At 73.0% G+C, this 19,906-nt stretch carries 22 protein-coding genes and 1 pseudogene; 15 read left to right on the forward strand and 8 right to left on the reverse strand.

Going from position 1 to position 19,906, the window contains the following annotated elements; all coding sequences use genetic code 11:
- Positions 1 to 36: 36 nt before the first annotated feature.
- The 6 genes from AB0D46_RS09095 to AB0D46_RS09120 all read left to right on the forward strand — a co-directional run bounded on the left by AB0D46_RS09095 (position 37) and on the right by AB0D46_RS09120 (position 4,943).
- On the forward strand, positions 37 to 795 hold the full coding sequence (locus AB0D46_RS09095) for a hypothetical protein (protein WP_362876647.1): 759 nt from the start codon (positions 37 to 39) through the stop codon (positions 793 to 795).
- A complete protein-coding gene (locus AB0D46_RS09100) occupies positions 792 to 1,634 on the forward strand; it encodes a hypothetical protein (RefSeq protein ID WP_362876648.1) in 843 nt (280 codons plus the stop codon). Before AB0D46_RS09095 ends, AB0D46_RS09100 begins: the two co-directional genes overlap by 4 nt.
- Positions 1,631 to 2,503, forward strand: a complete 873-nt coding sequence (locus AB0D46_RS09105; protein WP_362876649.1) for a hypothetical protein — start codon at positions 1,631 to 1,633, stop codon at positions 2,501 to 2,503. The genes AB0D46_RS09100 and AB0D46_RS09105 overlap by 4 nt, the downstream gene beginning before the upstream one ends.
- 267 nt (positions 2,504 to 2,770) lie before the next feature.
- Complete coding sequence (locus AB0D46_RS09110) at positions 2,771 to 3,343, forward strand: FABP family protein (protein ID WP_281203667.1); 573 nt, start codon at positions 2,771 to 2,773, stop codon at positions 3,341 to 3,343.
- Positions 3,344 to 3,472: 129 nt separating this feature from the next.
- The gene (locus AB0D46_RS09115; protein WP_362876650.1) at positions 3,473 to 3,922 is read left to right on the forward strand and encodes a transcriptional repressor; all 450 of its coding nucleotides are present in this window, start codon (positions 3,473 to 3,475) and stop codon (positions 3,920 to 3,922) included.
- Positions 3,923 to 3,974: 52 nt separating this feature from the next.
- Positions 3,975 to 4,943, forward strand: coding sequence for a folate-binding protein (locus AB0D46_RS09120; RefSeq protein ID WP_362876651.1), 969 nt, complete (start codon positions 3,975 to 3,977; stop codon positions 4,941 to 4,943).
- Between the two features lie 28 nt (positions 4,944 to 4,971).
- Here the strand turns inward: AB0D46_RS09120 and dtd are convergent, their stop codons facing one another.
- Complete coding sequence (dtd, locus tag AB0D46_RS09125; RefSeq protein ID WP_362876652.1) at positions 4,972 to 5,397, reverse strand: D-aminoacyl-tRNA deacylase; 426 nt, start codon at positions 5,395 to 5,397, stop codon at positions 4,972 to 4,974.
- Between the two features lie 131 nt (positions 5,398 to 5,528).
- On the opposite strand from dtd, the gene AB0D46_RS09130 reads away from it, so the two are divergent.
- From AB0D46_RS09130 to AB0D46_RS09140, 3 genes are all read left to right on the forward strand, one after another.
- The gene (locus AB0D46_RS09130; protein WP_362876653.1) at positions 5,529 to 6,113 is read left to right on the forward strand and encodes an AmfC protein; all 585 of its coding nucleotides are present in this window, start codon (positions 5,529 to 5,531) and stop codon (positions 6,111 to 6,113) included.
- A gap of 93 nt (positions 6,114 to 6,206) precedes the next feature.
- A complete protein-coding gene (locus AB0D46_RS09135; RefSeq protein WP_362876654.1) occupies positions 6,207 to 7,451 on the forward strand; it encodes a GNAT family N-acetyltransferase in 1,245 nt (414 codons plus the stop codon).
- A gap of 90 nt (positions 7,452 to 7,541) precedes the next feature.
- Positions 7,542 to 8,312: a putative protein N(5)-glutamine methyltransferase gene (locus tag AB0D46_RS09140; protein ID WP_362876655.1), complete on the forward strand. Its 771-nt coding sequence runs from the start codon at positions 7,542 to 7,544 to the stop codon at positions 8,310 to 8,312.
- Between the two features lie 88 nt (positions 8,313 to 8,400).
- On the opposite strand, the pseudogene AB0D46_RS09145 reads toward AB0D46_RS09140, so the two are convergent.
- The 3 genes and pseudogenes from AB0D46_RS09145 to AB0D46_RS09155 all read right to left on the reverse strand — a co-directional run.
- Positions 8,401 to 8,790, reverse strand: a pseudogene (locus AB0D46_RS09145) (hypothetical protein); the annotation flags it as partial.
- A gap of 90 nt (positions 8,791 to 8,880) precedes the next feature.
- Entirely contained in the window at positions 8,881 to 9,297 is a 417-nt protein-coding gene (locus tag AB0D46_RS09150) for a VOC family protein (protein WP_362876656.1), read from the reverse strand.
- 10 nt (positions 9,298 to 9,307) lie between these two features.
- Positions 9,308 to 9,736 carry a helix-turn-helix transcriptional regulator gene (locus tag AB0D46_RS09155; protein ID WP_362876746.1) on the reverse strand — a complete coding sequence of 143 codons (429 nt, stop codon included), beginning with the start codon at positions 9,734 to 9,736 and terminating at the stop codon, positions 9,308 to 9,310.
- A gap of 154 nt (positions 9,737 to 9,890) precedes the next feature.
- Here AB0D46_RS09155 and AB0D46_RS09160 point away from each other — a divergent pair, with 154 nt between their 5' ends.
- From AB0D46_RS09160 to AB0D46_RS09170, 3 genes are all read left to right on the forward strand, one after another.
- Positions 9,891 to 10,331: a helix-turn-helix transcriptional regulator gene (locus AB0D46_RS09160; protein WP_362876657.1), complete on the forward strand. Its 441-nt coding sequence runs from the start codon at positions 9,891 to 9,893 to the stop codon at positions 10,329 to 10,331.
- A 17-nt stretch (positions 10,332 to 10,348) separates the two neighbouring features.
- Entirely contained in the window at positions 10,349 to 10,975 is a 627-nt protein-coding gene (locus AB0D46_RS09165) for a hypothetical protein (RefSeq protein WP_362876658.1), read from the forward strand.
- Between the two features lie 115 nt (positions 10,976 to 11,090).
- Positions 11,091 to 11,429, forward strand: coding sequence for a DUF2516 family protein (locus AB0D46_RS09170; protein WP_362876659.1), 339 nt, complete (start codon positions 11,091 to 11,093; stop codon positions 11,427 to 11,429).
- Positions 11,430 to 11,482: 53 nt separating this feature from the next.
- Here AB0D46_RS09170 and AB0D46_RS09175 read toward each other — a convergent pair whose 3' ends face one another.
- From AB0D46_RS09175 to AB0D46_RS09185, 3 genes are all read right to left on the reverse strand, one after another.
- A complete protein-coding gene (locus AB0D46_RS09175; protein WP_362876747.1) occupies positions 11,483 to 12,811 on the reverse strand; it encodes a fused response regulator/phosphatase in 1,329 nt (442 codons plus the stop codon).
- Positions 12,812 to 13,236: 425 nt separating this feature from the next.
- The gene (locus AB0D46_RS09180) at positions 13,237 to 14,370 is read right to left on the reverse strand and encodes an NlpC/P60 family protein (protein ID WP_362876660.1); all 1,134 of its coding nucleotides are present in this window, start codon (positions 14,368 to 14,370) and stop codon (positions 13,237 to 13,239) included.
- A gap of 240 nt (positions 14,371 to 14,610) precedes the next feature.
- On the reverse strand, positions 14,611 to 15,423 hold the full coding sequence (locus AB0D46_RS09185) for a class I SAM-dependent methyltransferase (protein WP_362876661.1): 813 nt from the start codon (positions 15,421 to 15,423) through the stop codon (positions 14,611 to 14,613).
- Positions 15,424 to 15,698: 275 nt separating this feature from the next.
- On the opposite strand from AB0D46_RS09185, the gene mshA reads away from it, so the two are divergent.
- The gene (gene mshA, locus AB0D46_RS09190) at positions 15,699 to 17,048 is read left to right on the forward strand and encodes a D-inositol-3-phosphate glycosyltransferase (RefSeq protein ID WP_362876748.1); all 1,350 of its coding nucleotides are present in this window, start codon (positions 15,699 to 15,701) and stop codon (positions 17,046 to 17,048) included.
- Entirely contained in the window at positions 17,041 to 17,535 is a 495-nt protein-coding gene (locus tag AB0D46_RS09195; RefSeq protein ID WP_362876662.1) for a YbjN domain-containing protein, read from the forward strand. The genes mshA and AB0D46_RS09195 overlap by 8 nt, the downstream gene beginning before the upstream one ends.
- Before the next feature lie 51 nt (positions 17,536 to 17,586).
- On the opposite strand, the gene AB0D46_RS09200 is transcribed toward AB0D46_RS09195, so the two are convergent.
- The gene (locus AB0D46_RS09200) at positions 17,587 to 18,936 is read right to left on the reverse strand and encodes an MFS transporter (RefSeq protein WP_362876663.1); all 1,350 of its coding nucleotides are present in this window, start codon (positions 18,934 to 18,936) and stop codon (positions 17,587 to 17,589) included.
- A 153-nt stretch (positions 18,937 to 19,089) separates the two neighbouring features.
- On the opposite strand from AB0D46_RS09200, the gene AB0D46_RS09205 reads away from it, so the two are divergent.
- Entirely contained in the window at positions 19,090 to 19,851 is a 762-nt protein-coding gene (locus AB0D46_RS09205) for a phosphoglyceromutase (protein ID WP_281203648.1), read from the forward strand.
- Positions 19,852 to 19,906 lie beyond the last annotated feature (55 nt).

Here is a 19,906-nt window from a genome sequence, read left to right on the forward strand (position 1 = left end):
AAGACGCCGGAATCGGGCGCTGCGGAATTTCCGGCCGTGACATCGGATGCCGCTCGCGCCGAAATCGCCCCGGGTCGCCGGCGGCGCGGGCGCACGACGCTCCTGATCGCCGCCGCCCTCGTCCTCGGTACCCTGGCCGGCACGGTCACCGGTTACGCGATCCAGTACCACCGCGAACCGACCCCCCTGCCCCCGCTGGCCCTGCGGCAGGTGAACACCCCGAAGCCGCTGGCCGCGGACGGCGCGACGACGCTCAAGTCCATCAACGCCAACCGCTGGCACAAGACCGACGGCGACCTGACGGAGCTGCTCCTGGAGCCGCCGCCGGGCGCGAAGGTCGAGGAATCGCCGGGCTACGAGTCGCTCGACTTCTTCGCGGCCGACCACGACAACCCGGAAGAGGCCCTGCGGGATTTCGTCACGGGCGGCCTCCGCAGAATCGCGCTGACCTCGTGGTCCACGAACGACCGTTACCACGTCACCGTCCGGCTCATCCAGTTCAGGGATCGCGAAGGCGCGGACGAGTACCAGCAGGGTTACAGCGCGGGCATGCCGAGCGCGAGGCGAGCCGGCAATCCCGGTGTGTCCATTCCCGGAGTGCCCGACGACCTCGGTCACGCCTGGGTGGACTCGAAGGCGCAGCAGGAGCCCGGCTACGAGCCGTACCGCAGCTCGCGCGCCCTCGTGCGGCGCGGTGACGTGCTCCTGGAGATCTTCTACGACGACAACCGGGGCGGGAACATCGCCGAATCGAACGTCGTCGACCTGGCCAAGCGACAGCTGGAGCGACTGTGACCGAGCCGACGAACGACACGACGACGGTCCCGGCCGCCCCCGCCGCCCCCGCGGCGACGGAGCCCGGACCGGCCCCGGCCACGGTGGCCGCCCCCGACGCCCCGGCCGGGAGTCGCGTCCAGGTGGGCCCGCTGGTGGTCGGCGTGCTCAGCCTGGCCGTTCTGGTGGGCTCAGGGGTCTGGGCGTCCGCCACCGTCGACGACGCCGACCGCAGCGCGCCCACCGCCTACTGGGCGGCCGCCGGCGAGGAGCCGCAGGAGGCGCCCGAGCCGCCGAACGTGCCCGCCAACGCGGTGTCCGCCAAGCTGCTCCCGGTGCCCGCGAGCTTCGAACTCGGCCCGGACCTCGGGGCCGAGGGCAACGACTTCGTCGTGTCCGGGGACAAGGCCGTCGAGGGGCTCAAGGAGATCCGCAAGGGCCTGTCCACCTCGGAGCGCAAGAAGCGCGACGAGGCGCTTGCCGAACTCGACCTCAAGGGCCAGGCGGGACGCACCTACACGAAGTGGGCCGGGAACCTGGTCGTGGAGGTCAGGATCCTGCAGGCCGACCCGAAGGCCGTGAACTCCTTCGCCGGGGCCTCGAAGTCGTTCCTGGAGTTCGTCGCCGACAAGCGAGAGGCGCCGAAGGTGGACGGTTACCCGGACGCCAAGTGCGCGCTGGTGGCCGTCGGCGAGGAGAAGAAGGAAAAGATCGAGTCCCTGTACTGCGTCGCGGTCGAGGGCGACGTGATGGTCGACTTGCGCGCCTACGGTCCCAAGTCCGGCTTCTACGCCACCGACGCGGTCGACCTCCTCAAGAACCAGCTGCGCCACCTCAAGTCCCCGGGGGAGTCCGCGTGACCGAGCAGCACACCGCCCCGGCGGAAACGTTCCCGCAGCCCGCCCCGGCGCCCGCCGCCCCCGTGGCCCCGACCCCGACGGACGCGCCCCCCGCGCCCCCCGCGCCCCCCAAGGACCGCCGCAAGCTGTTCGCGGTGCTGCGGTGGAGCGCCGCGGTCCTCGTGTTCGCGGCCGCCGGATCGGGGGCCGCGTACGCGCTCCTCCAGCCCGAGCGCACCGATCTCCCCGGGCTCGCCACCCTCGACGACGGCCGCTGGGAGTACCCGGCGCCGGCCCGGCCCACCCTGCCGCCGGGTGCCCCGCTGCCCTTCGCCAAGGACAACGAGGACGGCACCCACTACGCCGGCCTGACCCAGCTGCTGCTGCCCCCGCCGAAGGGCTCCGTACCGGACCCCGGGCTGAAGCTGGAGAAGGACTCCGTCGTCACCGTGGACACCCTCATGGAGGAGTACGAGGGCACCGCGCGCGCGAAGCTGAAGGAGGGGCTGGTCAACGAGGGCCTGCGCCAGATCGTGGGCCGCGGCTGGACCACCCCCGACGGCACCCGCACCCGCGTCTACCTGCTGCGGTTCCACTCCTCGGGCTTCGCGGACACCTTCGAGGGCTGCGGCGCCGACATGAACCTGAACGGCGTCAACCGCATCGAGGTGGACGAGGTCTGGGGCAAGGTCAAGGTCGACCAGAAGGCACCCGACACCACCGGTGTGACCGTGATGGAGGAATCCGCCCCGGTCGGCGACGAACAGGTCCGGGCCGCCTGCGTGCAGTCCGGTGACGTCCAGGCCGTGATCCTGCAGACCCGCAAGGGAGCGGTGCCCGCCGTCCCGCTCCACCAGACGGTGATCCTCCAGCACCAACTGCTCGGCTGACCCGCCGGACGACGTACGGCCCACCTCGCAGAGTGCGCCGGTCCCCGGGCCAGTAGGCTTGGGGACCGGCCCGTACCCCGCCATCGAATCCTCCCGAGGAGCACCCCGTGCTTGAGGCAGTCTTCACCTCCCTGCTGGTCCTGGTCTGCGTCGGCGTCATGGCCTTCACGGTCCTGGCCGTCAAGAAGCTGTACCAGGGTCAGCGCTGAGCTTCCGCGCAGTCGACCACCCCGGACCCCCTCGAACAGATCGCCTGAGCAGCCAACCATGATCCAGATCCCCTCCGACCTGAACCCCGGCCTCGTCCCCCTCGCCTTCCTCCTCGGAAACTGGGAGGGCGCGGGCGTCTTCGACTTCCCCGGCGAGGAGAAGTGCAACTTCGGCCAGGAAGTCGTCTTCAGCCACGACGGCCGGGACTTCCTGGAGTACACCTCCCACACGTGGGTCCTCGACGCCGAGGGCAACAAGGTGCGCCCGCTGGAGTCCGAGTCGGGCTACTGGCGCATCGACGCGGACCGCAAGGTCGAGATCGTCATGGTCCGTGACCAGGGCGTCGTCGAGGTCTGGTACGGCGACCTCGCGCACCAGAAGCCGCAGATCGACGTCGTCACCGACGCGGTGGCCCGCACGGCCGCTTCCGGCCCGTACAGCGGCGGCAAGCGCCTCTACGGGTACGTGAAGAGCGACCTCATGTGGGTCGGCGAGAAGGCCACGCCCGACGTCGAGCTGCGCCCGTACATGTCGGCCCAGCTCAAGAAGGTCGTCACCCCGGAGGAGATCGCCGACATGGCGCGCAACCTGCCGGAGCTCCCGGAGGACGGCATCGCCTTCTTCCGCTGAGCCGACCGGCCGGCCACCGCCGAGCCGACGGGGCAGCTCCGCCGGGCCGAGGGCCGGGCGGACGGTCGTACGAAACGAAGGGGACCGCGGACTCGACCGCGGTCCCCTTCGCGCGCTTACACTGGCCGGGTGGTGAGCACCGACTGGAAGAGCGACCTGCGGCAGCGCGGATACCGGCTGACACCGCAGCGACAGCTTGTGCTGGAGGCGGTCGACGCCCTGGAGCACGCCACCCCCGACGAGATCCTCGTCGAGGTGCGCAGGACGGCCTCCGGGGTGAACATCTCGACGGTCTACCGGACCCTGGAGCTCCTGGAGGAGCTGGGCCTGGTCTCGCACGCGCACCTCGGGCACGGCGCCCCCACCTACCACCTCGCCGACCGGCACCACCACATCCACCTGGTGTGCCGGGACTGCACCGAGGTCATCGAGGCCGACCTGGACGTCGCCGCGGAGTTCACGGCGAAGCTGCGGGCCGACTTCGGCTTCGAGACCGACATGAAGCACTTCGCGATCTTCGGGCTGTGCGCGGAGTGCGCCGCCCGCCGCGCGGCGGACGCCCGCCCCGAGCTGCCCTGACCCCGGGGGAGCGCCCCGGGGGCCGCGCCGCCGGGGTCGTACGCTTGGTGGCATGACCAGCAGCCCCTTGCTCCATCTCCCCGGCGCCGTACAGGCCGAAGGCCGTGACGAGGGCGTCGCCGCCCACTACGGAGAGCTCTACGGCGAACAGCGCTCCCTCGCCGACGGCCGAGGCTTCGTCGACCTCTCCCACCGCGGTGTCGTCACCGTCACCGGGGCGGACCGGCTCGGCTGGCTTCACCTGCTGATCACCCAGCACGTCGCCGACCTCCCCGCCGGACAGGCCACCGAGGCGCTGATCCTCTCCGCGAACGGGCACATCGAGCACGCCCTCTACCTCGTCGACGACGGGGAGACGGTCTGGGCGCACGTCGAGCCCGGCACCCAGGAGGCCCTGATCGGCTACCTGGAGGCGATGAAGTTCTTCTACCGCGTCGAAGTCGCCGACCGCACCGCCGACTTCGCCGTCGTCCACCTCCCGGCCGGTTCGATCGCCGAGGTCGCCAAGGACCTCGCCGTGCGCGAGACCCCGTACGGCCGCGAGGTGTTCCTCCCCCGCGCCGAGCTGGAGGCCTTCGCCGCCGCGCACGGCCCGGCCGCCGGCCTGCTCGCCTACGAGGCCCTGCGCGTCGAGGCGCACCGCCCGCGCGTCGGCCTGGAGACCGACCACCGCACCATCCCGCACGAACTGGGCTGGATCGGCACCGCCGTCCACCTGCAGAAGGGCTGCTACCGGGGACAGGAGACCGTCGCCCGCGTCCACAACCTGGGGAAGCCGCCGCGCCGGCTGGTCTTCCTGCACCTGGACGGCTCCGAGGTGCTGCTCCCCGCGCACGGCACGCCCGTACGGCTCGCCGCGGACGGGGAGGAGGGCCGTCGGCTCGGCTTCGTGACCACCGCCGTGCGCCACCACGAACTGGGGCCGATCGCCCTCGCCCTGGTCAAGCGGAACGTCCCCGTGGACGCGCCGCTGCTGGTGGGGACCACCGCCGCCGCGCAGGAGGTCGTCGTGGCGCCGTAGCGTTCCGGCGCCGATCGGGCGGGACGTCCTAGATGTCGATGACGATGGTGAACGGGCCGTGGTTGGTGAGCGAGACGCGCATGTCCGCGCCGAACCGGCCCGTTTCCACCGTCGCGCCCAGCGACCGCAGTTGCGCCACGACCTCGTCGACCAGCGGCTCGGCGACCGGGCCGGGCGCGGCCGCGTTCCAGGTGGGGCGGCGGCCCTTGCGGGCGTCCCCGTAGAGCGTGAACTGGGAGATCACCAACAGTGGGGCGCCGATGTCGCTGCACGACTTCTCCGCCTCCAGGATCCGTACGGACCACAGTTTGCGCGCCAGCAGCGCCGCCTTCTCCGGAGTGTCGTCGTGGGTCACCCCCACCAGGACGCACAGTCCCTCGCCGACGATCTCGCCGACCGTCTCACCGGCCACGACCACGCTCGCGCCGTCCACCCTCTGCACCACTGCTCGCATACCACCTGTGTACCAGGCGTGCACCCGTCCGGGGCCGATCGGGTGCAGTGGGACTGCGTCGACGCCACGGAGAGTGGCACGATGCACGCAGGCGGTGCCCCCAGCACCGGTCGAGGGGACGGATACGAACGATGAACACCTCTGGTACCTCCGCACCTGCACCCGCGTCACCCGCGTCGCCCGCCACCGGGCGCCCGCCCGCACAGCGCACCGGCGAAGCCCCGGGCCCGGGCCCGCTGGCCGGCGCGGCCACCGCCCTCGGCCTGCCGGAGCTGCGCGCGCTGCGCCGCGACGCGCAGCGCGACGAGGCCGACCTGAGCTACGTACGCAGACTCCTGCAGGGCCGCATCGACATCCTGCGCGCCGAACTCGCCCGCCGCACGGACCCCGAGGCGCCGGTGGTGGACCGGCTCTCCGAGATCCTCGCCGACGCGCCGTCCAGCCGCAGGCCCTCCGCCCGCCACGTCACCCTCGGGACCCCGCACAACGAGGAGTTCCGGCTGCTGGCCGCCGAGATGCTCTCCGAGGTCGAGCTGTCCGACCTGGACGCCCGCACCGACGCGGAACTGCACGACGCGATGGGCCGGCTGGTCCGCTACGAGCAGCAGGTCTCGCGGCGCCGGCAGCAGCTCCAGCGGCTGGCGGACGACTCCAGCGCGGAGATCACCCGCCGCTACCGGGAGGGCGAGGCACAGGTGGACGACCTGCTGGCCTAGCGACCCGCTGCCGGACGGGGTGCGCGGGCAGCGGTCGCGGGCGGCGGGAAAATCGGGCGACCAGGGCCGTACGGACGATTAGCGTGTGCCGTTATGAGCGCTGACGTCCGGCCGATCACCGAGTCCGAGATCCCCGACTGGATGCGGGCCCTGAACACCGGCTTCCTGACCGCGACCCCGGTCACGGACTCCGACGTGGCCCAACGGACCGAGGGCAGCGACCTCGCCCGCCTTCAGGGCGCCTTCGACCCGGACACCGGCCGCTGCGTCGCGAGCTTCCGGTCCTTCACGCAGGAGCTGACCGTCCCCGGCGGGGCCCTCGTCGCGTGCAGCGCGGTCTCCTCCGTCGCCGTACTGCCCACCCACCGCCGCCAGGGCCTGCTGACCCGGATGATGGCCGCCGAGCTGGCGGCCTGCCGGGAGCGCGGTGACGTCCTGGCCACCCTGATCGCCGCCGAGTACCCGATCTACGGGCGCTACGGCTTCGGCCCCGCGACCTCCCTCGCCGAGTGGGAGATCGACGTGCCGCGCGCCGGCCTCGACCGCCGCCGGCCGGTCCCCGCCGACGGCGGCCGGATCGACCTGGTGGACGCCGCCGAGGTCCGGCGGATCGGCCCCGCGCTGCACGAGCGGCTGCGGGCCGTCGTGCCCGGCCTGGTCGACCGGGACGCGCGCTGGTGGGACGTGGTGACGGGCGTGCGGGCGATGTCGCACTCCCCGTACAAGGACAAGTTCCACGCGGTGTACCGGAGCGCCGACGGTGAGACCGCCGGTCTGGTGATCTACGGCGTCGACGAGCACTGGACCGACGCGAAGACCCCGCAGAACACCCTGCGCGTGCGCGACCTGATCGCGCTGACCCCCGGGGCCGAGCGGGCGCTGTGGCACTTCCTGTGTTCCGTCGACTGGGTCACCAAGGTCCGCACCGGCTACCGCGCCCCCGACGACCTCCTCCCGCAGCTGCTGCCCGACCCGCGCGCGGCCGCGCTGGTGACCGCATCCGACTTCCTGTGGGTGCGGGTGCTGGACGTCGCACGGGCGCTGGCCGCGCGGACGTACGAGGTCCCCGGCGCGTTCGTCCTGGAGGTCACCGACCCCGACGGCCCGGCGGAGGGCCGCTACCGCCTCGACGCGGGCGCCGGCACCTGTTCCCGTACGGGGGAGCCCGCCGACCTGCGGCTCGACGCGGCCGCGCTCGGCGCCCTCTACCTCGGCGACGCCTCGGCGGTACGGCTGGCGGCGCTGGGCGGGGTGAGCGAACTGCGGCCCGGGGCGGTGGCCCTCGCCGACACGGTGTTCCGCACCGCGCGCCGGCCGTGGTGCCCGGACGTCTTCTGACGGCCCGGGGCGCGTCGCCCGTCCCCACCGACTGCCGACCACCGACCACCGATCTCCGACTGCTGACGACCGAAGAGGACCGAATCACCCGTGGCATCGATCGTGGAACGCCTGCGCGCGGCCGGCTGCGTCTTCGCGGAGGAGGAGGCGGACCTGCTGGTCTCGGCCGCCACCGACGACGGACACCTGGCCGGCATGGTCGCCCGCCGGGTCGCCGGGGAACCGCTGGAGCACGTCGTGGGCTGGGCGGAGTTCGGCGGGCTGCGCCTGTGGGTCGGCGCGGGGGCTTTCGTGCCGCGCCGGCGCACCGAGTTCCTGGTGCGGGAGGCGGTCGGGCTGACCCGGCCCGGAGCGGTCGTACTGGACCTGTGCTGCGGGGTCGGCGCCCTCGGCGCGGCGGTGGCCTCCCAGGTCCACGGCGGCGTCGAACTGCACGCCGCCGACATCGACCCGGCCGCGCTGGAGTACGCGCGGCGCAACGTGGCCCCGTACGGGGGCTCGGTCTGGCAGGGCGACCTGTACGCGGCGCTCCCGGCGGAGCTGCGCGGGCGGGTGGACGTGCTGGTGGTCAACGCCCCGTACGTGCCGACGGAGGAGATCGGCTTCATGCCGCCGGAGGCCCGCGACCACGAGCCGCTCGTCTCCCTCGACGGGGGCGCGGACGGCCTGGACGTCCACCGGCGGGTCGCCGCCGAGGCCGTGCGGTGGCTGGCCCCGGGCGGACACCTGCTGATCGAGACCAGCGCCCGGCAGTCGCCGGTGACGGCCTCCGCCCTGACGGCGGGCGGCCTCGCGGTCCGGGCGGTCACCTCGGAGGAGCTGTACGCGACGGTGGTGATCGGGCGGGCGCCGGTGGGGTAGCGCGCCGAGCCGACCGGGGCCCGCCGCCGCGCCCGCTTCCGGACGCGGCGGCGGTGGGCTCGGCGTCGGGGGTGCCCCCGGCGGTTCCTCAGCGGCGGCCCAGGACTTCGGCGATCCGGACGAACCCGTCCGTCCCGTGGCCCGGCCCGACCGTGCGGCGGGCCATGCCCTCGGCCCGGGCGACCGCCAGGGCGTGCGCCCAGCCGGCCGTGGCCGTCCAGAAGACGTCCAGCAGCGCGATGTCGTACGCCGCCGCGCGGCCGGTGTCCGCTCCGAGGTGGGTGTGGGCGCCACCCAACGTGTCGAGCACCGGGCGCAGTTCCTCGTACAGGTCCTGCGGGCCGCCGTGCAGGAACACCGCGTGGTCCGTGCCGATGGTGGTGTTCGGCGTCATGACCGCCCCGTCCCGGTAGCGGACGCCGTGCCGCTCCGCCCACCGCGCGGTGTCCCGGGCCCGGTCGGGGGTGTCGGCGGTCAGGACGCCCCGGCTCCGGGTGGCGGCGCAACCGGCGCACCCGGCGGACGGGCCCCCTGGGAAAGGGCCGTCGCCGGTGGGATCGCGGCTCGGTTACCGCGTGCGGGGCTGGTTGAAGCGGAGCATGTTGCCGGCCGGGTCGCGGAAGGCGCAGTCGCGGACCCCGTACGGCTGGTCGACCGGCTCCTGGAGCACCTCGCCGCCGGCGGCCCGGACCCGTTCGAAGGTGGCGTCGACGTCGTCGGTGGCGAAGATGACGCCCCGCAGCATGCCCTTGGCCAGCAGTTCCGCCATGGCCTGCTTGTCGGTGGCGGAGGCGTTGGGATCGGCGAGCGGCGGTTCGAGGACGATCTCCACGTCCGGCTGCGCGGGGGACCCGACGGTCACCCACCGCATTCCCTCGAAGCCGACGTCGTTGCGGACCTCCATGCCGAGGACGTCACGGTAGAAGGCGAGCGCCTTGTCGTGGTCGTCGACGGCGATGAAGCACTGCGAGAGCTTGATGGTCATGCCCTCGACGTTACGAGCCGTCGCCCGTTCCCGCTTCTCCGTTCCTGACCGGTTCCGGTTTGCTGACCGGTTCCGGTTTCCCGATCGGTTCCGGTTTCCTGAGCGGACGGGTGGACACCTTGGCCACGCAGGCGGGGATCGCGGCGCCCGCCGCGTGGCAGCGGGCCCGGTACGCGCTCGGCGTCTCGCCGACCAGCTCGGTGAAGCGCGAGCTGAACGACCCGAGCGAGGTGCAGCCGACCTCGAAGCAGACCTCCGTCACGTTCAGGTCCCCGCGCCGCAGCAGCGCCTTCGCCCGCTCGATGCGGCGCGTCATCAGGTACCCGTACGGCGTCTCCCCGTAGGCGGCCCGAAAGCTGCGGGAGAAGTGCCCGGAGGACATCAGGGCGACCCGCGCCAGCGCCGGCACGTCGAGCGGCCGCGCGTAGTCCCGGTCCATCGCGTCCCGAGCCCGCCGCAGCCGTACGAGATCCTCCAGGTTCACGCCCCCAGCATCCCACGGGCGGCATGCCACGAACCCTGCGCCGGCCGGGGGTGCGCGCTTTTGCAAGCGGTTGCTTGCAAAAGTTAGCAGGGTGCGGCAGGATCGGGGCATGGCATCGCTCAACGTCGGAAACCTCGGCGAGTACCTCCGCGACCAGCGGCGGCAGGCTCAACTGTCCCTGCGGCAGCTGGCCGACGCGGCGGGGGTGTCGAATCCGTACCTGAGCCAGATCGAGCGCGGGCTGCGCAAGCCGAGCGCGGACATCCTCCAGCAGCTGGCCAAGGCGCTGCGGATCTCCGCGGAGACGCTGTACGTGCAGGCCGGAATCCTGGACGAGCGGGATCGCGACGAGGTGGAGACGCGTGCCGCCATCCTCTCCGACCCGTCGATCAACGAGCGGCAGAAGCAGGTGCTGCTCCAGATCTACGACTCGTTCCGCAAGGAGAACGCGCTGGACGCCGAGGCGGCCGCCGACGCCGCCCCCGGCCCGACCGCGGACTCCGGTGCCATTGCCGACGACGGGGACCTGCCCCCTACGAACCGACTGTGATCCGGGAGGACCAGCACATGGCCATCGCCGATGACCTGAAGAAGACCCTCACCGACCCGACCCCCCTCTACTTCGCCGCGGGCACCGCCGACCTGGCCGTACAGCAGGCCAAGAAGGTGCCCGGCCTCATCGAGCAGCTGCGCGCCGAGGCCCCCGCGCGGATCGACGCCGTCGTGAACACCGACCCCAAGGTCGTCCAGGGGAAGGCCAAGGAGGCGCAGGAGGCGGTCACCGCCAAGGTCGCCGAGGTCCTCGGGTCGATCGACCCGAAGAAGCTGGGCGAGACCGCCCAGGACCTGGCGCTGCGCGGCGTCGGCGTGGCCGCCGAGTACGCGGTGCGCGCCAAGGAGACCTACGACAAGGTCGCCGAGCACGGCGAGCAGGCCGTACGGGCGTGGCGCGGCGAGATCTCCGACGACATCGTGGACCTGGCCGACGTCGTGGAGCCCGACCCGAAGCCGAAGCCCGCCCAGGAGTCCGGCGCCGGGGCCACCGAGGCCGCTGCCTCCGACGCCCAGGCCACCGACGCGGCGGCCGCCGAGGCCGCGGATGGTTCCGCCGAGGCGAAGCCGGCGGCGCGGAAGACCACGGCGCGCAAGAGCACGGCCAAGAAGGCCGCCGCCACGACCGGCGGCGAGGCCTGATCGACGGATCGGACCGGGCACCTGAGCGGTGCCCGGTTCGTTCTCGTTTGGGAAGACGGCTCCGGCGGTAGCGTGGAGACAGGCGTGCCGGACGGGACAGAGGGCGGTTGAGACGATGCTGATGCAGGGGTTCGACAACGGGGTGCTCCCGCTGTTCGGCTACGCCATGCTGGCGCTCGCCGTCGTGGCGTTCGTCATGGCCGCGATGCCGAGCGCGCAGGCCTACACGGCGGCCGACAAGCAGACCAAGACCTTCTGGCTGGTCATCCTCGGCGTCACCGTGGTGGTGGACTTCTTCCTCGCGATGCTGTTCCTGCAGATCGCGGGCCTGGTGGCCACCATCGTCTTCTTCGTCGACGTCCGGCCGGCGCTCAAGCAGATCACGGGCGGCGGCGGCAAGCGCCGCGGCAGCAGCAGCGACGGCCCGTACGGGCCCTACAACGGCGGCCGGTAGTCCCGAGCGGTGGGCGCCGGCCGGCCGGCGGGCGTCGCCGGCCGGGTTCCGGCTCAGCCCGCGTTGCGGGAGAGCAGGACCACGGCGACGTCGTCGGTGAGTTCGCCGCCGTTGAGGCGGCGGGCCTCCGTGACGGAAGCCTCCAGGAGTGCCTCGCCGGTCAGTCCCCGGTCCAGGTGACGGTTGATCATCTCGACCATGCCGTCCTGCCCGAGGCGCTCCTTGCCCTCACCGATGTGGCCCTCGATCAGGCCGTCGGTGTAGAGCATCAGGCTCCAGGTGCCGCCCAGTTCGACCTGGCGGCGGGGCCAGCGGGCCCGGGGCAGCAGGCCGAGCGCCGGGCCGCTGTTCTCGTACGGCAGGAGCCGCGCCGGTTGGCCCGGCCGGGATATCAGCGGGGCCGGGTGCCCGGCCAGGCACAGGCCGGCGCGGCGGCCGTCCGGGGCGATGTCGACCGTGCACAGCGTCGCGAAGATCTCCTCGCAGGGGCGCTCGACTTCGAGCACTTCCTGGAGCGTGGAGAGCAGGTCGTCCCCGCACAGGCCCGCCAGGGTCAGGGCGCGCCAGGCGATGCGCAGCTCGACGCCGAGGGCCGCCTCGTCCGGGCCGTGGCCGCAGACGTCGCCGATCATCGCGTGGACGGTGCCGTCGGGGGTGCGGACCGTGTCGTAGAAGTCCCCGCCGAGCAGGGCCCGACTGCGGCCCGGTCGGTAGCGGGCGGCGAAGCGGAGGTCCGAGCCCTCCAGGAGGGGCGTGGGGAGCAGACCGCGTTCCAGGCGGGCGTTCTCCTGGGCCCGCAGTTTCGATTCTGCAAGTTTGTACTGGGCGATGTCCGCCCGCTTTCTCTCCACGGCGTAGCGGATGGCGCGGCTGAGCAGCCGGCCGTCGAGCTCGTCGCGGAAGAGGAAGTCCTGGGCGCCGACGCGGACCGCCTCGGCGGCGCGTTCGGCGTCGGACTCCGAGGTCAGTACGAGGACCGCGTGGCGCGGGGCCAGCCGCAGCACCTGGCGCAGGGTCGCGAGACCGTCCTCGGTGTCGGCGCCCGTGCCCGTGCCCGCGCCGGGGAGGGAGAGGTCGAGCAGGACGCAGTGCACGTCGGGGGTGAGCAGTCGCGCGGCCTCGGTGAGGTTGCGGGCGCTGCGCAGCCGGATGCGGTGGCCGTCGGCGTCGAGGATCTCGGGAACGGTGAGGCCGCCCGCGGGGTCGTCCTCGATCACCAGCAGGGTCAGTGACGTCTGGGGTGCCGGGGCGGGTGCGGGTACGGATGCGGTGGCCGGAACGGGGGCGGGGCCCGGTCCGGGTGTCGCGGGGGTGACGGAAAGAACCGCCGGACCGCTCTCCACGGGCGGGGTGTCCCGCTGCCGCGGTACGGGTACGGACATCGTCTCCGGTTCCTTCCCTCCCCCCGAGGGTGCGCTCATGGGCCGACCCTAGCGGGAGGGTGGCGACGAACGGAATGCCGGTTGGGGGGAGGGCCTCCGTCATATGCCGTTATCGCGGGGGATAAGCGGGCCGATGGATGACCAACGTCACGGAACCCCCACAACCCGGTCCCGCTCACCGGGACCCCGCGCCCCACCGCCGAAGCCCGTGCCGGACCCCTGTACGTGACGTCGCGCACCCCGCCCCCGCCCCCACCCCACCGCCGTCCCACGTGACGCTGCACACCTCCGCCCCGCCGGGCCGCGCCCGCGGGCTTCTCCGGTCCGGCGCCGCCGACGGCCGCGTGTGGGCCGCAGTGACTCCGCCCCCACGACCCGAGCCCGCCCGCGGCCCCGCCCGGGACCCGAATCCGCCCGGCCGGGGCCTACGCGTCGGGGCGGACCACGGCCTTGATCGGCATCGAGCCGACGCCCGCCATCGTCACGCTCCGGCCGGGGCGGGGCGAGTGGACCATCGCGCCGTCCCCGACGTACATCGCGACGTGGCTCGCGTCGTCCCAGTAGATGATCAGGTCACCCGGTCGTATGTCCTTCATCGCCACCTTCGGCAGCAGCCGCAACTGCTCCTGCGAGGTGCGCGGGATGGCCTTGCCGGCCGCCAGCCAGGCCTGCGAGGTCAGGCCGGAGCAGTCGTACGAGTTCGGCCCGGTGGCGCCCCACACGTACGGCTTGCCCATCTGCGCCGTCGCGAACTGCACCGCCCGCTTGCCGGCGTCCGTCGCCGACCCCTTCGCTTCCTTCAGCGCGCCCGTCGACAGCCACTGCGTCTGCGCCTTGTACTGGGCTTCCTGCTCCAGCTGGATCAGCCGGGCCTTCTCCTCGGCCTCCAGCTTGTTCTCCAGCTCCTCCGCCGCCTTGATCTTCCCCTCGATCTCCTTCTTGGCGGCCTCCTGCTTGGCCCGGTTCTCCTCCATCTTCTGCCAGAGCGCGCCCGCGTCCTTCGCGTACCGCTCCAAGTCGCTCTGCGTGCGGTTGAGTTCGGACACCAGGTCGGTGGTGGCCTTCTCGCCCTGCCGCAACCGGTTCGCCCCGTCGAGGAACTGGCCCGGGCTGTCGCTCAACGCCAGCTGCGCGCCCGGCGGCAGGCCGCCCGAGCGGTACTGGGCGCGCGCCGCGGCGCCCGCGCGGGCCTTCAGGCCGGAGATCCGGTCCTGGCCCGCCACGACCAGCTTCGCGATCTCCACGATCCGCTCGGACTGGGCCTTGGTCTCGCTCTCCGCGAGGTTGTACGCGTCCGTCGCGCTGCCGGCCTGCCGGTACAGCCCCTCTATGTCCTTGCGGGTCTGCTCCAGCGACTTCGCCCCGGGCGCCGGCGTCGGTGCCACGGGCGACCCGGGCGTCGCACCCGGCGCGGGCGGCGCCGGGGACGGGACCGGCGCGGCCGGGGCCGCGTACGCGGTGCCCCCCGCGATCGCGGGGGCCGTCAGTATCGCCATCGCGCACAGCAGTGTCAGGGTCGATGCCCCGTGCCGACGCGACGCTCGCTTCGCGGTCCCCATGGCTCCCCCAGGCGCCCCGAGTCCGACCGGACGACAGGTGCCTCACCCGACATCAGATCTGACTATTCATCAGTAACTTGTCACTGTCTCCGGGATGGTGCCACGACTCGGTGAATTCCAACACCCTTGCGGGTCACGGTCCGATCATGACCGGCCACGCCCCGCCCACCCCTGCCGACTCAACGGGCCGCCCACGGAGCCGGTTCCCCGTCGTACGAGGTTCACCCCATCGCGTGCGCGTCACCCCACCGGGCGCAACGCCTCCCACCGCACCGTCAGTTCCCCCTGGCGCCAGCGCACCGGGCCGTCCGCCAGCGGCCAGTCCCCGGACAGCGCCCGCGCCGTCCGGATCCACCGCTGCCGCGCCCCGTACGAGGCGTACGGGGCCGCGGCCGCCCACGCCCGGTCGAAGTCCCGCAGGAACGCGTGCACCGGCTCGCCCGGCACGTTCCGGTGGATCAGCGCCTTCGGCAGCCGCTCCGCCAGGTCCGACGGACGCTCCAGGGAGCCCAGCCGCGTAGCGAAGGTCACCGTGCGCGGCCCCTCCGGCCCCAACGCCACCCACACGTGCCGCCGGCCGATCTCGTCGCACGTCCCCTCCACGAGCAGCCCGCCCGGGGCCAACCGCGCGCGGAGCCGCTCCCACACCCGGGCGACCTGCTCCTCGTCGTACTGGCGCAGCACGTTCGCCGCGCGGATCAGCGCCGGGCGCTCGTCCCCGTCCAGCGGCACCTCGAAGCCGCCGTGCCGGAAGCTCAGCCCGTCCCGCTCGTACGGCTTGGCCCCCGCCACCCGCGCGGGCTCGATCTCGATGCCGACCACCCGCACCGCCGGCGCCGCCTCCCGCAGCCGCGCCAGCAGCTCCACCGCCGTCCAGGGGGCCGCCCCGTAGCCGAGGTCCACCGCCACCGGCGCGTCCGCGCGGCGCAGCGCGGCCCCGTGCGACGCCGCGATCCAGCGGTCCATGCGGCGCAGCCGGTTCGGGTTCGTCGTCCCCCGCGTCACGGTGCCCACAGGGCGCCTCGGGGGTGGTGGAGTGCTGCGGGAAGCCATGCGCCGAGCCTAAGCGGAGGGCCCTCGCCGGATAAAAAACCGGCAAACAGCGAAGGAAAGTCGGCCCGCCCCGGAATGCGGGCGGCGCCCGTCCGGGTTGCACTCCTTGCAAGGCGCCCCACAGCGCCCCCGCAGCCATGCCGCCCCACGGGGCGGACCGTCCCTCCGGGCCCCGCCCGGTCCGCCACCACCGTCCGTGCGCGTCGTCCCCGCGCGTCGTCCGAGCGAGAGGAACTGCTCCCTTGAGCCAGTACGTGTCCCGTCTCGGCGGCAGCATCAGCGGACGCCTCGCCGCCGCGCGCGGCACCCGCAGCGACGCGCCGCGACTGCGCCTGCCGGCCGTCGGCCACCACCGCAAGCCGCGCCGCGTCGCCATGCTCAGCGTGCACACCTCACCGCTGCACCAGCCCGGCACCGGCGACGCCGGCGGCATGAACGTGTACATCGTCGAGCTGGCCAAGCGCCTCGCCGCGATCAACATCGAGGTCGAGATCTTCACCCGGGCCACCACCGGCGGCCTGCCGCCGGCCGTCGAGCTGGCCCCGGGCGTCCTCGTACGGCACATCGACGCGGGTCCGTACGAAGGCCTCGCCAAGGAGGAGCTGCCCGCCCAGCTCTGCGCCTTCACCCACGGCGTCATGCAGGCCTGGGCCGGTCACCGACCCGGCTACTACGACCTCGTCCACTCCCACTACTGGCTCTCCGGCCACGTCGGCTGGCTCGCCGCCGAACGCTGGGGCGTCCCCCTCGTGCACGCCATGCACACCATGGCCAAGGTCAAGAACGCCGCGCTCGCCGTCGGCGACACCCCCGAGCCCGCCGCCCGCGTCATCGGCGAGACCCAGATCGTCTCCGCCGCCGACCGCCTCGTCGCGAACACCGCCGAGGAGGCCGACGAACTCGTACGGCACTACGAGGCCGATCCCGGCAAGGTCGCCGTCGTCCACCCCGGCGTCAACCTCGACCGCTTCACCGTCGGCGACGGCCGGGCCGCCGCCCGCGCCCGCCTCGGCCTGCCGCAGGACGCCGTGATCCCCCTGTTCGCCGGCCGCATCCAGCCGCTGAAGGCCCCGGACGTCCTGCTGCGGGCCGTCGCGGAACTGGTCGCCCAGGACCCGTCCCTGCGCCGCCGACTGTTCGTCCCCGTCGTCGGCGGGCCCTCCGGCAGCGGTCTCGCCAAGCCGGAGGGGCTGCAGAAGCTGGCCGCGAAACTCGGCATCACCGACCTCGTGCACTTCCACCCGCCCGTCGACCAGGACCGGCTCGCCGACTGGTTCCGCGCCGCGTCCGTGCTGGTCATGCCGTCCTACAACGAGTCCTTCGGGCTCGTCGCCCTCGAAGCCCAGGCCACCGGTACGCCGGTCCTCGCGGCGGCCGTCGGCGGACTGCCCGTCGCCGTCAACGACGGGGTCACGGGCATCCTCGTCCCCGGCCACGACCCGGTCGACTACGCCCGTGAGCTGCGCCGCTTCATCGACGACCCGGGGCTGGCCGACCGCCTGGGCGGGCAGGCCGCGCGGCACGCGCAGTTCTTCGGCTGGGACACCGCCGCCAGTGGCACCGCCGACGTCTACACCGCCGCCATGCATGATCATCGGCGTCGCGTACGCTCCCACCATGGCTGACACCGCCGCGATCATCGAGAGCGTCCTGACCGACGCCGAGCTGAGCTGGGAGAGCCCGCAACCGGGCTCGTACGTCGTCCGGCTCCCCGGCACGCGCAAGCTGAGCACCACCTGCTCGCTGCGCCTGGGCAAGCACTCCCTCTCCGTCAACGCCTTCGTGATACGCCACCCGGACGAGAACGAGGCCGGCGTCCACCGCTGGCTGCTGGAGCGCAACCTCAAGCTGTACGGGATGGCCTACGCGGTCGACCCGCTCGGCGACGTCTACCTGACGGCCCGCCTCCCGCTGTCCGTGATCACCCCGGACGACCTCGACCGGCTGCTGGGCACCGTCCTGGAGGCCGCCGACGGCGCCTTCAACACCCTGCTGGAGCTCGGCTTCGCGGGCGCGATCCGCCGCGAGTACGAGTGGCGCGTCTCGCGCGGCGAGTCGACCCGCAACCTGGACGCCTTCAAGCACCTGACCCGGCCGTCCCGCGAGGGGTGACGGCGGGGGCGCCGCCCTGACCGGCCACGCCGCCGGCGCCGCCCCGACCGGCTACGCCGCCGGCGCCGTCGCGATCGGCTTCGCGCCGGACGCCCCCGTACCCGCGACCTCGACCGCCACGGTCTCGACCGCGCCGGCCCGCCCGTCCGTGCCGCCGCCGGATTCCGCGTCCGCGTCGTCCGGCAGGTTCCGCATCAGTAGCCAGTACCCCGCCGCGGCCACCGTGCCGAGCACCCCGGTCGACCCCCACAGCCAGTGCGCGCCCAGCCGGTCCAGGACGATCCCGGCCATCAGCGGGGCCACCAGCGAGGCCACCGCCCAGGACATCGTGTACATCCCCTGGTAGCGCCCCCGCCCGTGCACCGGCGACAACCGGACGACGAGTCCCATCTGGGTCGGCGAGTTCACGATCTCCGCCAGCGTCCAGACGCACACCGTCAGCGCGTACGCCCACAGCGGCCCGGCGAACGCCGTCATCGCGAACCCGTACCCGGCCAGCAGCGCCGAGACCACCAGCAGCTTGCGCGGGTCCCGGTGCTCGATGAACCGCGTCACCGGGATCTGCAGGATCACGATCAGCAGCCCGTTGACCGCGATGACCAGGCCGTACTCGGCCGGCGAGAACCCGGCCGCGCCCATCGCCGCCGGCAGCCCCACCGAGCCCTGCATGAAGATCAGCGAGATGACGAACGACAGCCCGACGACCCCCATGAACCGCCCGTCCCGCAGCACCGTCCCCAGCCCCACCTCCGGCTCGGGGACGAACCCCTCGCCGTCGGCGTCCGACCCGGGCCGCCGCGCCCGCTCCGGCCGCGACTCCGGCAGCTTCGCGTACACCAGCACCGCGCACGCCAGCGTCAGCGCCGCCTCGCCCAGGAAGCCCGCCAGGTAGCTGTACTGCGCGATCAGCCCCGCCACCGCGGCGCTGATCCCGAAGCCGAGGTTGATCGCCCAGTAGTTCAGCGCGAAGGCCCGTGCCCGGTCCTCGGGTCGGACGATGTCCGCCATCATCGCCGAGACCGCCGGCCGCGAGGCGTTCGACGTCATCCCGACCAGCAGGGCCACCGCCGCGATCGCCGCCGGGCGCTCCATGAACCCCAGCAGCGCCACCGAGAACGCGGTCGACGCCTGCGCCACCAGCAGCGTCGGACGCCGACCCAGCCGGTCGGTCATCACCCCCGCCACCAGTGACGAGATGACGCCGCCGAGCCCGTGCAGGGCGACGACGAGGCCCGCGAAGGTGGCCGAGTAGCCCCGGTCCAACGTCAGGTACAAGGTCATGAAAGTGGCGACGAAGGCCCCGAGCCGATTGACCAGGGTGCTCGCCCACAGCCACCAGAACGCCCTCGGCAGACCCGAGACGCTCTCCCGGGCAGCCCGCCTCAGACTCTCAACGGACATAAGGGTCCCCCCGGGGATGTGTAAGTGTCCCTACTGAGCTCCGCACATTACGATCCAAGATCCCCGGACGGCCACTGAATTGTCACCATCCGTCAATCGACGGCCGTCCACACCGCGCGCGGGCGCCCCGGGCAGTCCATTAGGCTCGTACGCATGGCCGACGCACCGTACAAGCTGATCCTGCTCCGTCACGGCGAGAGCGAGTGGAACGCGAAGAACCTGTTCACCGGCTGGGTGGACGTCAATCTCAACGAAAAGGGCGAGAAGGAGGCGGTCCGCGGCGGTGAGTTGCTCAAGGACGCCGGCCTGCTCCCCGACGTGGTGCACACCTCGCTCCAGAAGCGCGCCATCCGCACCTCCCAGCTCGCGCTGGAGGCCGCCGACCGCCACTGGATCCCCGTGCACCGCTCCTGGCGCCTGAACGAGCGCCACTACGGCGCCCTCCAGGGCAAGGACAAGGCCCAGACCCTCGCCGAGTTCGGCGAGGAGCAGTTCATGCTGTGGCGCCGCTCGTACGACACCCCGCCGCCGGCCCTCGAGGACGGCACGGAGTTCTCCCAGTCCGGCGACCCGCGCTACGCGACGATCCCGCCGGAGCTGCGCCCGCGCACCGAGTGCCTCAAGGACGTCGTCGTCCGCATGCTGCCGTACTGGTACGACGGCATCGTCCCGGACCTCCTCGCGGGCCGCACCGTCCTGGTCGCCGCCCACGGCAACAGCCTGCGCGCCCTGGTCAAGCACCTGGACGGCATCTCCGACGAGGCCATCGCCGGCCTGAACATCCCGACCGGCATCCCGCTGGCCTACGAACTGGACGCCGCCTTCAAGCCCCTGAACCCGGGCGGCACCTACCTCGACCCGGACGCCGCCGCGGCGGCCATCGAGGCGGTCAAGAACCAGGGCAAGAAGAAGTAAGAAGAGCGATCATGCCCCCGACCTGCGCACACGTTGCGGGTCGGGGGCCCTCTTT

It is taken from the genome of Streptomyces sp. NPDC048383 (assembly GCF_040651775.1).
Classification (GTDB): Bacteria; Actinomycetota; Actinomycetes; order Streptomycetales; family Streptomycetaceae; genus Streptomyces.

What these genes read in the sequence shown, in the direction of transcription:
- AB0D46_RS09110 (WP_281203667.1), top strand. Translation starts at nt 2,771, where the DNA reads ATGATCCAGATCCCCTCCGACCTGAACCCCGGCCTCGTCCCCCTCGCC.
- AB0D46_RS09120 (WP_362876651.1), top strand. Translation starts at nt 3,975, where the DNA reads ATGACCAGCAGCCCCTTGCTCCATCTCCCCGGCGCCGTACAGGCCGAA.
- dtd (WP_362876652.1), bottom strand. Translation starts at nt 5,397, where the DNA reads ATGCGAGCAGTGGTGCAGAGGGTGGACGGCGCGAGCGTGGTCGTGGCC.
- AB0D46_RS09130 (WP_362876653.1), top strand. Translation starts at nt 5,529, where the DNA reads ATGAACACCTCTGGTACCTCCGCACCTGCACCCGCGTCACCCGCGTCG.
- AB0D46_RS09135 (WP_362876654.1), top strand. Translation starts at nt 6,207, where the DNA reads ATGAGCGCTGACGTCCGGCCGATCACCGAGTCCGAGATCCCCGACTGG.
- AB0D46_RS09150 (WP_362876656.1), bottom strand. Translation starts at nt 9,297, where the DNA reads ATGACCATCAAGCTCTCGCAGTGCTTCATCGCCGTCGACGACCACGAC.
- AB0D46_RS09155 (WP_362876746.1), bottom strand. Translation starts at nt 9,736, where the DNA reads ATGGACCGGGACTACGCGCGGCCGCTCGACGTGCCGGCGCTGGCGCGG.
- AB0D46_RS09160 (WP_362876657.1), top strand. Translation starts at nt 9,891, where the DNA reads ATGGCATCGCTCAACGTCGGAAACCTCGGCGAGTACCTCCGCGACCAG.
- AB0D46_RS09165 (WP_362876658.1), top strand. Translation starts at nt 10,349, where the DNA reads ATGGCCATCGCCGATGACCTGAAGAAGACCCTCACCGACCCGACCCCC.
- AB0D46_RS09170 (WP_362876659.1), top strand. Translation starts at nt 11,091, where the DNA reads ATGCTGATGCAGGGGTTCGACAACGGGGTGCTCCCGCTGTTCGGCTAC.
- AB0D46_RS09175 (WP_362876747.1), bottom strand. Translation starts at nt 12,811, where the DNA reads ATGTCCGTACCCGTACCGCGGCAGCGGGACACCCCGCCCGTGGAGAGC.
- AB0D46_RS09180 (WP_362876660.1), bottom strand. Translation starts at nt 14,370, where the DNA reads ATGGGGACCGCGAAGCGAGCGTCGCGTCGGCACGGGGCATCGACCCTG.
- AB0D46_RS09185 (WP_362876661.1), bottom strand. Translation starts at nt 15,423, where the DNA reads ATGGCTTCCCGCAGCACTCCACCACCCCCGAGGCGCCCTGTGGGCACC.
- AB0D46_RS09195 (WP_362876662.1), top strand. Translation starts at nt 17,041, where the DNA reads ATGGCTGACACCGCCGCGATCATCGAGAGCGTCCTGACCGACGCCGAG.
- AB0D46_RS09200 (WP_362876663.1), bottom strand. Translation starts at nt 18,936, where the DNA reads ATGTCCGTTGAGAGTCTGAGGCGGGCTGCCCGGGAGAGCGTCTCGGGT.
- AB0D46_RS09205 (WP_281203648.1), top strand. Translation starts at nt 19,090, where the DNA reads ATGGCCGACGCACCGTACAAGCTGATCCTGCTCCGTCACGGCGAGAGC.